Raw genomic sequence first — 12436 nt, forward strand, 5'->3', positions numbered from 1 at the left:
CTTGATAAATGTCACATGGCTTTAATTTTTTAAGCACACTAAGAATTAAGAGTGGTGATTACCACCCCTTGGATCATTTTGTTTGTCCGCCCACAAGCAAATGCAATCACCACTCTGCTTAATTTAGGTATATAACAATGAAAATTAATTACTTATTAGTAACTTTGTTACTTTTTACATTTTTTACTATCTCTTTTATCACTAACTTGCTGGCACCTTTGTTTCCGGCATTAATCGAAAGCTATGACATAGGCTTGGCACTAGCAGGTTTCTTTGCATTTGCTTTTTTTATTGCATACGGCGTGATGTCAATTCCCGCGGGCTTGTTGGTGCAGCAATTTGGTGAAAAGAAAATCATGCAGCTAGCGTTTTTATTAGCGCTGATTGGCAGTGTTATTTTTGTAACTATGCCGACCTTTTTTGTTGCTATGCTCGCGCTATTTTTGATTGGTTGTGCAATGGCGATGCTGCAAGTTGCTATTAACCCGTTACTCAGAGCCAGTGGCGGTGCACATAACTTTGCGGTGTTATCGGTTGCCGCTCAATTAATGTTTGGCTTCGCTGCGAGCATTTCTCCATTAGTGTATAGCCACATAGCGGGCTCTGCCAACAGAGGTGAGAAGAGTTGGTTACTACAGTGGGTGCCAGAGAATATGAGTTGGCTCAGTATGTATTTAATCTTTGCTTTGGTATGTGCCGTGATGTTAGTTGCTGTATCACTTGTACCTATGGCGAAAAAGGCCGACAAAAACAGCGAAACGTTACATCTCAAAGACAGCTTAGCGCTTTTAAAAGACCGCACTGTGATTAAGTTCTTTTTTGCTATTGCTGCTTATGTGGCTGTTGAACAAGGCGTTGCGAATTCAATTTCAGTTTTTCTAGAAAGATATCATCAAATCGATCCACAAACTCAAGGCGCACAAGTCGTCAGCCATTTTTGGTTAGCACTCACATTAGGCTGTCTATTGGGGATTGTATTATTGAAACTGTTCAACGCTAAGCGTGTATTACAAGGTTTTAGTGTTGCTGCCAGTGCCTGCTTTATTGCTGCAATATTCGGTAGTAAAGAGGTTGCAGTGATGGCTTTTCCTGCGGTTGGATTTTTCTTATCTATTATGTGGTCCGTAATATTTTCTCTTGCCCTGAACTCAGTGTTATATGGGCATGGAGCTGTATCAGGCGTTTTATGTACAGGGATTATCGGTGGAGCGCTTGCATCGCCAACCATCGGTTTGATTAGCGACCTGACTAATAGCTTGCAGTTGGCTCTATTGATTGTGCTTATTCCACTGGTTTACTTATTCAGTGTGGGAATATGGGCCAAGCCACTTGTTAATAATCACACCATTAATATTTTTAAGCGTAACGCGCAAACGTCGATTTAAATAAATTTAGAGTAGAGGCTGAGATGTCAGACACCATTTTATGCGTAGATTTAGGCGGAACTAAAGCACTGGTTGCTCAAGTTGATGAGCAAGGGGTTAAGGAAAAGCATTACTTTGACGTTGATAGCCATTTAACTAAGCAGCAGATGAATCAATTTTTGTATCGCATTATTGATCACGTGATAGAAAAACATTGCAAAGGCATCGTTGTCGGCGTGCCAAGCATGGTGTTACAGCCGACAGGTGTGGTTATTGAAACGATCAATATTCCCCATTGGTATGATGTTCCTTTAAAAACATTATTAGAGAATCGTTTTAACTTACCGGTTCTGATCCATAACGATGCAAATTGCTTTGCGATGGGGGAGTATAAATATTCTCAGGTAAACCCAGACGATAATCTTGTTGGTGTCTGCATTGGCACTGGGTTGGGGGCAGGACTTATTTTAAATGAGCAACTATACACAGGAAAGCATTCTGCGGCAGGCGAGTTTGGTAGTTTTCCCTATTTAGATGGCATTATCGAAGACTACACATCTGGGCAGTTTTTTAAAAATCAACAAACCACAGGTCGTGCAGCTTACAACCACGCACTTAACGGCGACACCCAATCATTGCGTTTATTTACGCAGCTAGGGCAGCACCTTGCACATGCTATTAATCAGGTAATACTTGCCTTTAACCCAGATAAAGTTGTGTTGGGTGGGTCTGTTGCTCAATCCCACGCGCTATTTATGCCTGCGCTTAAATCGGAACTCGCCTTACTGGTGCAGCCCATTATTATGCAGTCGCTGCAAATTACCATTAGTGAGCTTGGGGACAATGCGCCATTACTCGGTGGTTATGAGTTATTTCAACTTGCTGCATCTGAAACGAATTTATTGGAACAAGCATCATGAACAAGGTTATTTTATCGGTTATAGCAGGGTTGCTATTGCTGACTCATTCAGCCCAAAGTGCGACTCAAGCAGAGTTAAATCATTTAGCAGAGAGTCTACAAGTAAATTATCAGTTGATAGATGCAAACCCCGTCAACTGCCCAGCTCCACATGAAAAGCAGTGTTATTTGTCAGCGCTTACATTTACCTCTAACACTGATATTGACCCACAACAGTGGCACATTTACTTTAGCCAATTAATGCCTGTTTATAAGGTCGATTCGAAGTGGTTTGATATTGAACATATCAATGGTGATATTCATCGTATTTCGGCTAAACAAGCATTTAAAGATATGCCGGCAAATACCGCATTTGCAGTACAGTTTTATAGCCAAGAGTCGCAAATTACTCGTTCAGAATTTTTACCTAACTTTATACTCGCTGCACCAGGGCTTGATAGTAAGGTTATTGCCAGTACTAAAACATCTGTCGATAATGAAACACAACTTGAGCTACAGCCGTACTTGCAACCATTTACCACTCACGCACAACTACAAGTGAGCGATGACGATGAAACGCCTTGGATGGGCGCAAGTTATCTTTATGATAGCTACACAAAACCGACATTTAAAACAGCTCCGTTAGGGTTAATCCCTTCACCTATAAAACTTGAACAGCTTTCAAGCTCGCGTATTGATTTGAGCAAAGGCATAAAGGTCGTAGCTAAAAAGTCGCATTATATTGCTCTCATACCGGCATTAGAGCGATTAGCCAAGTTAGGAGTACCACAATCGAAAGAGGGGGTTGTGATTAATGTATCGCAGCAATTAACGTCTCAGTTACCTGATGCGTATGAACTTACCTTACGTAATAACGCTATAACTATAAATGCAAACAATACAAGTGGTGCTTTTTATGCCTTACAAAGTCTTGCAGCCTTAATAAGCTTAGATGATTTAACCTTACCTGAATTGAGAATTACAGACGGCGCTAGGTATGAATACAGAGGCATGCATATCGATGTGGCCCGTAATTTTAGATCAAAGGCATTTATTTTAAATACGATAGAGCAAATGGCTGCGTATAAATTAAATAAGCTTCATTTACACTTAGCTGATGACGAAGGCTGGCGTTTGCAGATTGCGGGTCTTCCTGAACTAACTTCTGTAGGAGCAAATAGGTGTTTTGATTTAACAGAGCAAACTTGCCTGCTACCTCAGCTTGGTGCAGGCATAAATGCTAACTCTGGCATAAATGGCTATTTTAGTCGCGCTGACTATATTGAAATTTTACAGCATGCTAAAAAACATTTTGTTGAGGTGATCCCCTCATTTGATATGCCAGGGCACTCTCGAGCAGCAGTTGTTGCAATGGAGGCACGTTTTAATCATTTTATGGCATTAAATAAACCAGCCCTTGCAAAGCAATATCGACTTACCGAGCCTGAAGACACTACTGCATATAGCTCTATCCAACATTACAAAGACAACACGCTGAATGTATGCCTTGATACAACCTATGACTTTATCGATAAAATCTTAGACGAGGTTATTACACTTCATAAAGAAGCGGGTGTGCCTTTAAACACATACCATATTGGTGCCGATGAAACAGCTGGAGCTTGGTTACAATCACCGAGCTGTATCGCATTACAGCAAAAAACCAAGATACACTCGTTTAATGGTTACTTTATTGAAAGAATAGCTAAGCTCGTTGCTGATAAAGGCTTAAATGTGGCGGGGTGGAGCGATGGTTTAAGTGATGTGAATGTAAATAATATGCCCAGTAATGTGTATTCCTACGCGTGGGCAACATTAAGTGACGAAGGTCACAAAGTCGCGCATAACCACATAAACAATGGTTGGAAAGTCGTTGTGACCAGCCCTGATGTTACCTATTTTGATTTTCCTTATCAGTCACACCCACAAGAAAGAGGAAATCATTGGGCAAGTCGTGCCATAGACAGTAAAAAAGTCTTCTCTTTTATGCCGGATAACTTACCAGCACACGCGCAAATTTGGCGCTCTGTAAAGCATCAAACCTACGTCGCCGATGATAGCCAATCAGCAAGAACGGCGGATGCATACGGTATTCAAGGACATTTATGGTCTGAACTATTACGAAGCGATCAACAAGCTGAATACATGATGTACCCTCGCTTGTTTGCGCTTGCCGAGCGAGCATGGCACAAAGCTGAGTGGGAACTTGATTATAAAAACGAAGGCGCTATTTATAGCCATAAAACTCAACAGTTCACTCTAGCCATGCAGCAACAAAAAGAGCAAGACTGGCAACACTTTGCAGCTCTTGTCGGGTTTAAAGAGCTTGCCAAGCTTGAGCAAGCAGGGCGCTTTTATCGTATTCCCACAGTGGCAGCCAAAAAGACGGACAGTGGCATTGATGCGTTTGTTCCCTATCCAAATATTGCTGTCGAGTATCAAGATAAGTTAGGAAATTGGCATCGTTACGATAGCCATAATAAACCTTTGCAAGCTGTCAAAGTAAGAGCGAAGAGTATCAATAATGAAAGGGCAGGTCGTGCTTTAAAACTAACTAATTAAATCAAAGCACTGTCGATTTTTAAAGCCGCAATTAGCCTGCTGATTGCGGCTTTTTCATGTTGTACACACAGCAAAATGATAGCGCTGTCATTTTTGTTAGTGTATGATTAAATTTTTGTGATTGGTATGGAAATTAAACGGCAGAAAGCTGCTATTATGACCCGCCAAATAAAAATAATTAACCAAGAGAACAATTATGGAAGCAACGGTTGAGTGTGACAACAACACAAAACAAAGCATCTGGCTGCCAATGGTATTGGCCGGCTCGATGTTTTTTATTCTAGGGTGTATAACCTGGCTTAATGGCGCAATTACACCATTTTTACAACAAATGCTTGAGCTATCGCCGTTACAAGCTTCGTTTATTATCTCCTCATTTTATATTGCTGTAACCGTTGCTGGTATTCCATCTGCAATGCTTATAAAACGAGTCGGCTATAAAAACGGTATGGCGATTGGTTGCGCTATTATGGCTTTGTCGGCGTTAATGTATATTCCGGCCGCTAAACTGCAAATGATCGAAATCTTTTTGTTTGCTCAGTTAATGATTGGTGTTGGGCAAACTGTTTTACAAACTGCTGTTAACCCGTATGTGGTTAAAATGGGCTCTGAAAAGTCAGCCGCAGTGCGTGTTTGTATTATGGGCTTATTAAATAAGTTTGCAGGTGTTATCGTGCCTGTTATTTTTGCTGCTGTGGTTGTAAGTGGTGTAGTGGATGGTGCGGGCAAATTATCGCAAGAACAAAAAGACATCATGGCAAATAGCCTTATCATGCCTTATGTACTGATTGCTGGTTTAATCATGCTTTTTGCGGCATTTGCTAAATTTGCCCCATTACCTGATTTAGTGTTTGATGAAGATCAATCATCAAATGGCAAAGGCGAAATTAAAGAAACTCTTGCACACCCTCACTTAGTTTTAGGTGTTGTTGGTATTGCGCTATACGTTGCTGTTGAAGTGATTGCCGCAGATACTATTGGCTCGTACGCGTTGCAAATTGGTGTAGCTGACTATTCAGTGATGACCTCATACACCATGGCGTGTATGTTAATTGGTTATGCAATTGGTATTTTAACTATTCCACGCTTTATGAGTCAGCAAACTGCGCTATTAATGTCGGGTATTGCCGGTATTATCACAGTCTTGTTAGTGGTTATGGGTAGCAACGACTCATTCATTATCTCAAACTTTTTATTAGTGCCATTTGGTGGCCCAGAGCTTCCAGATCCTCTGTTATGTATTGCTTTACTCGGTTTTGCTAATGCTATGGTGTGGCCAGCAATTTGGCCTTTAGCGCTTGCAGGCTTGGGCCGTTTAACTGGCACAGCCTCAGGGTTATTGATCATGGGTATTGCTGGTGGTGCATTAGGTCCTTTATTAATTGGCCTTGGGAACGTGGCAGGCCTTGGTGCACAAGGCGCGTACATTGTGATGATCCCAAGCTATGTATTTATCTTATTCTATGCCTTAAAAGGTCATAAGATGAGAAGTTGGAAATAACTTGGTGTAATAATTCAAGTTAGGCAAAGCCGCGGTACGCCCATCACCGCGGCTTTTTTTATTTCGTATAGGTTATCTTAATGGTTATGCTTTAATAAACGCGCCATGCAAGCATAACGCCTACACAATTATATAAGCGCCGCCGTAGGCGTGAAATTCATTTCGCGCGAATTTGTTTCCACAAAAAAGCCGTGGGATTTTCATCACACGGCTTTTAAACTTTCGTTAAGTCATTTTATTAGAACGAGTAGCTGTAACCTAGTTGTAGGGTACGTGGTTTACCAGTTTGGATACCACCATGAGCGCGGTTTGCAACGTAAGTCTTATCAAACAAGTTATCTACAGTTAGATATACTTTTTGTTTGTCGTCGATAAGGTATTTAGCTGCTAAATCCCATACTACACGGCTGTCGATTGCATTGCGGCCTGAGTCTGATAGGTCTGCATGCGCATCTGAAACATAGCGCATTTGCGTATCGAATACGAAGCTTGAGAACGCAGCACCAACAGAAAGGGCTAGCTGGTTTTCAGGCACGTATGGCATTTCATCACCACTTGTTACACTTCCCCATAGGTCAGATTCAAAATCGTTTTCGAACTCAGAGTCAGTGTATGTGTATGTTAAGCGAACAGGGAATGATGCGGCATTGCTTGTAAATACTTTACCCGCGCTTAGCTCAAAACCAGATACTGATACTTCACCATAGTTGTATTGGTCGCCAATGTTGTCATCACTACAACCTACAGCTGCAGTACAGTTACCATGCATGTTGCTGTAGTCAGAGTTAAAGTAAATGACTTCACCAGTGATTCCAGCGTAATCATAACGACCACCAAGCTCAATATTTACACTCTCTTCTTCTTCTTGGTCAGCGTTACCTGGCGCTGCTGGAGCATAACCTTTTTGGATACCTGCAAGCAGCGTAAGGTTGTCGTTTAATGTATAAGTTGCGCCAAGTGAAGGCACTAAAATATCGCTGTCGTTGCTGATATCTTTTGTTAGGCCATTAGAGCGTGTTGGATCAGACTTAGACCACTCTTCACGTGTAATCGTAATATCTTCGTAGCGTAGGCCAGCATTAATGATTAATGCGTCAAGAGTCCATTGATCTTGGATAAAGAATGTTGTCGCCTCAGCGCTATCTACGCGGTTACTATCAGAACCACGTACGCCTCTTTCAGTTAGCGTCATTGAAAGGTCTTGATTTAGCGTGTATGTGTCTTGCCACTGAAAGCGGTCCATCTCGTCTTCATGGTAACGAGCACCAACAGTAATGTAGTGGTTACCTGCTGGAATGTGGAACTCAGTTTGTAAGCCTTTTGCTTGGTAGTCACGGTTATTCGCTTTTACGCCAATGCCTTCGATACCTTCGCTTGTTGGGTTTGCTTCAAACTCGCTGTATTGCTCAAGGTAGCTTGTACCCACTTTACTTGCTTTATACCAGTTACGGTGAAAGTCGTTTACATAAGCCGTAGCCAGTAGTTCGTAACCGTCACCAAAACGATATGCATAGTTTAGCTGATACGCATTGTGGCGTGTATTCATTTCATCGTTTTGTGATGCTGCATAACGACGGTATGGGCTTTCTTTGTAATCTGCATCTGTTAAGCCCATATATGTTTCATCAGAGCGCTCATCAGAATACTTTAGTTTCATTTCTAGGCTATGGGCTTCGTTATCGCCAAAATCAAAACCAAATTTTAAGAGTAAGTCATTTTTCTCAAACCCAGTGTTGTCACTGCCAACAGGTAGATCTTTAAAGCCATCAGCACCATAAGAGAATACTTCAACTAAGCCAGCTGCATTGTTTTTCTTTTTACCGTAGTAAGCATGGCCTTTATAGAAGCCATCACTACCAAGCTCGGCATTAAACAATCCTTTAGAGCCTTCTGTTGGTAAACTACGAGAAACTAAGTTTAAAACACCGCCTGTTGTACGAGGACCATATTTAACAGAGGCTGCACCTTTTAGTACTTCGATAGACTCCATACGACCCATAGTAGGGAAGTAATAAGCAGAAGGGGCAGAATATGGAGCAGGGGCTACAAGTACGCCGTCTTCCATTACAGATATTTTATCATTACGAGAAGTGCCCGTGCCGCGCATGCCGATATTTGGGCGAAGGCCATAGCCATCTTCCTCTTGTACATAAACGCCAGGTACTGAGCTCAATACACGTGAGATATCTGTGTATTCAAACTTTTCTAGCTCTTGCTCGCTAATAAACGTTGCTGAACCTGGAATATCATTAATAGCTGCAGCTGAGCCAATTACAGTAATTTGTTCAAAGCTTTTTTCTTCTTTTGTTGCATCTTTTGCAAGTGCATTAGCGCTTAAAGATAACGCGATTGCAGTCGAAAGTGTTGAAACAATAAACTTAGGTGTCATTGTGTGTCCTGTCTGTGCTTGGTTTTGAAACGGTGTAATTTAAACATGGAAAATAATACGAATCAATCCTATTTGTACTAAAACAGGTACTAATGATTAAGTTTTTGATATAAAAGAGTAAAATTACCTTGTGGTAGTATTGTAATACTATACTTTATCTAGTGTTTTAGGGTTGATTTTAAGATGATTGCTAGGTGTTTTGTTTAGGAAAATGCAATAACTTAATGATTGATATCAATATGCTGTTTTAACTATGCACGATGTTTTGGCTTACATTCGTGTCGTAAACACTGCTTTTATAGTGATTCAACCTTAGGTTAAGCGCAAGGCGATAAACTCAGCGAGTTTATCTACTGCGTTACCAGCTTCATCAGCGCGTTTTATTAAACTAATGCCAATTTGACCCAGTTCAGGGAGATCTTTAGTTTGTAGCTGGTAGTTAAGCTCATTGGGTACGGTACTTTTTGCGAGCACCGTAATGCCTAAGCCTTCTTTTAAGGCGGCAGTCAGGCCCGTTAAGTCGGCATTACTGTAAGCAATACGGTATTTAATACCTGCACTTTGTAATGCTTCAATTGCACGGCGGCGATAAATACACCCTTCTGGAGCGGTTACAAGTGTTACCACATCGTTTTGCGCAAGGCTTAAATCGCCTACCCAAACTAGTTGGTCTTGCATAAAAATAGGGAACTTGGCTGATTCGAGCTCTTCGTTTAATGCCAGTACTAAATCGAATTGATCTTGGCGTGAAACCGACAATAAATGTTTACTCAAACGAGAGCGTACTTCGAGCGATACATCAGGGTAGAGGGCAACGAAATCACCAATGATCGAAGGTAAAATACGTGCGGCAAATTCACTTGGGATCCCCAAACGCACTTTACCGGTGACGTTTTCGCTGGTGAACTGCTGCAAAATAGCGTCGTTTTGTTGCAGCATTTGCTTCGCTAATGGCATGAGCAACTCACCATACTGGTTAAGCACTTGGCGCTGTCCTTGCTTTTTAAACAGCTTGTGGCCAAGCATGTCTTCTAGGCGCTTTATTTGTAAGCTCACAGCCGGTTGCGATAGCCCCAATAACTCACCCGCTTTGGCAAAGCCGCCTACTTCAACAACGGTGACTAGGGTGCGTAAACTGTCGGTAGAAATATTTTTCATAAAAAAAATCTATTTATAGGGCTATATATATAAGCATTATTTATCAATTGATAAATAATTACAATTTGTTGTTGCCTGCACGGCGCAATATACTTCAAGCATTAACGATTGATAGGTGTCACATATGACTTTTACGCCAATAATGTTTGCTCGCCACAGCCAAGCTGAGACACCAGCAGACAACGTGCTACAAGCAAATAACGATACTGCCATTATGGACTTTAGTGGCACTGAAGCAATCCCATTTTTAACGGCTATTTTAGGTCTTGATATTAATAAGCTAACCGCCAGCGGTTTAGGCTTACGTAGTTCATTAGACGATGACCTAACAAGCAGCTACGCTTATGCCCTGTACTACTTTAATGAAACCGCATTTCGTTTTGTGCTAGGTAAAGATGCCAGCGTGCAATTACAGTCGCTTATTAATGAGCAACAACTACGTTACGACATTGATTATGTAATGCGGGACGATTTAAGCGCGCTAACCCTAAGTGGTGAGCAAGCGTTTGATGCCTTGGTGGACAGCTTTAAACTAACGCCAGGGCTGCGTTTATCAGACATGCGCAGCTGCTATGGTGCACAAAGTGGTGAAGTGTTTATAACCGCTATAGACAACCAAGCAACACAGCAATTTCAGCTGGTGGCGCGCCAAGCAGAGCTTGATAAATGGCAAACGCACTTACAGCAGCTCGGTTTTGATTTAGCCTTAGCCAACGTTGCTTAAAATAGAAAGTTTTTAAAACAGCTATACACTTGGGTGTTTAGCTGTTTTTAGTTACAAAATCGCAATTTGGGTGTGACAACTGTGCAACTAATGTATAATCGCCGCCCATGTTATTCCCCCTCATTAAATTGAGGCCACGCCCCACAACTAGTGGGTTAATTTAAAAGTGAAGGAATATTATGACTTCTAAAACAGTTTTACATGCTAAGCACCTAGAAGCTGGCGCAAAAATGGTTGATTTCCACGGCTGGGAAATGCCAATCAACTACGGCTCACAAATCGAAGAGCATAATGCGGTTCGCACAGATGCAGGTATGTTTGACGTATCTCACATGACAATTGTTGATGTTCAAGGCGAACAAGCACAAGCATTCTTACGTAAGCTTGTTGCAAACGATGTTGCTAAGTTAACTGTACCAGGTAAAGCACTTTACACAGGTATGCTTAACGAAGAAGGCGGCGTAATCGACGACCTGATCATCTACTTCTTTTCAGACACTGACTATCGTTTAGTTGTTAACTCAGCAACACGTGAAAAAGATTTAGCACATTTAGCTAAAGTGTCGGCTGATTTTGCCGTAACAGTGACTGAGCGTCCTGAGTTTGCAATGATTGCCGTTCAAGGCCCTAACGCACGTGCTAAAACAGCAACAGTACTTAACGCAGAGCAACAAGCTGCTGTTGAAGGTATGAAGCCTTTCTTTGGTGTGCAAGCAGGTGATTTATTTATTGCGACAACAGGCTATACTGGCGAAGATGGTTATGAAATCGTAGTACCTAACGATCAAGCTGCTGATTTATGGCAACAACTTCTAGACGCAGGCGTAGCGCCAGCAGGTCTAGGTGCGCGCGATACGTTACGTCTTGAAGCGGGTATGAACCTTTACGGCTTAGATATGGACGAAAGTGTTTCTCCACTTGCTGCAAACATGGCGTGGACAATCGCATGGGAGCCAGAAGATCGTAAGTTTATCGGTCGTGAAGTATTAGAGCAGCAACGCGCTGACAAGAGCACAGATAAACTAGTTGGCTTAGTGCTTGAAGAAAAAGGCGTATTGCGTAGCGGTTTAAAAGTCATCGTTGAAGGTGGTGAAGGGGTGATTACCTCTGGTACATTCTCACCAACGCTTGGTCACAGTGTTGCGCTAGCACGCGTTCCGCGTTCAACTGGCGAAACAGCCCAAGTAGAGATGCGTAAAAAACTGGTTAACGTTAAGGTTGTTAAACCTTGCTTTGTACGTAACGGTAAATCAGTTATCTAAACTATAAAAAATTTGGTGTTATCACCTAATAATGCCAATCATGTTGAGTTGTTAGCATGATTGGTATCAGAACCAAAGGAACAAAAAGATGAGCAATATCCCAAGCGAATTAAAATATGCTACTTCACACGAGTGGGTTCGCGACGAAGGTGACGGTACGTTTACTGTAGGTATCACTGAGCACGCACAAGAACTTCTTGGCGACATGGTATTCGTTGAATTACCAGAAGTTGGTGATGAAGTTGACGCGGGTGAAGACTGCGCAGTAGCTGAGTCTGTAAAAGCAGCATCAGACATCTACGCACCTATCGGCGGTGAAATCGTTGCAATCAACGAAGATCTTGAAGATTCGCCTGAAACAGTAAATAACGACCCGTACACTGACGGTTGGTTATTCCGTATCAAAGCATCTGACACATCAGAGCTTGATAACCTGTTAGACGCTGAAGGCTACGCTAACACAATCGACGAAGACTAATTAATTAGTCACGCCGACTAAAAGCCCCGTCTAGATACCTAGCTAATCAACTACCTAGCTTGGGTTTCACTGGGGCTTTTATGATTTTATAGCTTACGTT

At 41.9% G+C, this 12436-nt stretch carries 9 protein-coding genes; 7 read left to right on the forward strand and 2 right to left on the reverse strand.

Going from position 1 to position 12436, the window contains the following annotated elements:
- Nucleotides 1-137 precede the first annotated feature (137 nt).
- The 4 genes from PAARA_RS17930 to nagP all read left to right on the forward strand — a co-directional run bounded on the left by PAARA_RS17930 (nt 138) and on the right by nagP (nt 6325).
- On the forward strand, nt 138-1385 hold the full coding sequence (locus PAARA_RS17930; RefSeq protein WP_062570357.1) for an MFS transporter: 1248 nt from the start codon (nt 138-140) through the stop codon (nt 1383-1385).
- A gap of 23 nt (nt 1386-1408) precedes the next feature.
- Nucleotides 1409-2284, forward strand: a complete 876-nt coding sequence (locus PAARA_RS17935; protein WP_062570358.1) for an ROK family protein — start codon at nt 1409-1411, stop codon at nt 2282-2284.
- Nucleotides 2281-4824, forward strand: a complete 2544-nt coding sequence (locus PAARA_RS17940) for a family 20 glycosylhydrolase (protein WP_062570359.1) — start codon at nt 2281-2283, stop codon at nt 4822-4824. The genes PAARA_RS17935 and PAARA_RS17940 overlap by 4 nt, the downstream gene beginning before the upstream one ends.
- A gap of 196 nt (nt 4825-5020) precedes the next feature.
- The gene (gene nagP / locus PAARA_RS17945; protein WP_062570360.1) at nt 5021-6325 is read left to right on the forward strand and encodes an N-acetylglucosamine MFS transporter NagP; all 1305 of its coding nucleotides are present in this window, start codon (nt 5021-5023) and stop codon (nt 6323-6325) included.
- Between the two features lie 238 nt (nt 6326-6563).
- On the opposite strand, the gene PAARA_RS17950 is transcribed toward nagP, so the two are convergent.
- Both PAARA_RS17950 and PAARA_RS17955 read right to left on the reverse strand, forming a co-directional pair.
- Entirely contained in the window at nt 6564-8714 is a 2151-nt protein-coding gene (locus PAARA_RS17950) for a TonB-dependent receptor family protein (protein WP_062570361.1), read from the reverse strand.
- Nucleotides 8715-9026: 312 nt separating this feature from the next.
- Nucleotides 9027-9872 (reverse strand): LysR family transcriptional regulator, encoded by an 846-nt coding sequence (locus PAARA_RS17955; RefSeq protein WP_062570362.1) that lies wholly within the window; start codon nt 9870-9872, stop codon nt 9027-9029.
- Nucleotides 9873-9996: 124 nt separating this feature from the next.
- Here PAARA_RS17955 and PAARA_RS17960 point away from each other — a divergent pair, with 124 nt between their 5' ends.
- The 3 genes from PAARA_RS17960 (at nt 9997) to gcvH (ending at nt 12336) form a co-directional block, all read left to right on the forward strand.
- Nucleotides 9997-10596, forward strand: a complete 600-nt coding sequence (locus tag PAARA_RS17960; protein ID WP_062570363.1) for a hypothetical protein — start codon at nt 9997-9999, stop codon at nt 10594-10596.
- Between the two features lie 179 nt (nt 10597-10775).
- On the forward strand, nt 10776-11858 hold the full coding sequence (gene gcvT / locus PAARA_RS17965; protein WP_062570364.1) for a glycine cleavage system aminomethyltransferase GcvT: 1083 nt from the start codon (nt 10776-10778) through the stop codon (nt 11856-11858).
- A gap of 88 nt (nt 11859-11946) precedes the next feature.
- Nucleotides 11947-12336, forward strand: coding sequence for a glycine cleavage system protein GcvH (gene gcvH, locus PAARA_RS17970; RefSeq protein ID WP_062570365.1), 390 nt, complete (start codon nt 11947-11949; stop codon nt 12334-12336).
- Nucleotides 12337-12436: the final 100 nt, after the last annotated feature.

Source organism: Pseudoalteromonas arabiensis, assembly GCF_001550155.1.
GTDB lineage: Bacteria > Pseudomonadota > Gammaproteobacteria > Enterobacterales > Alteromonadaceae > Pseudoalteromonas > Pseudoalteromonas arabiensis.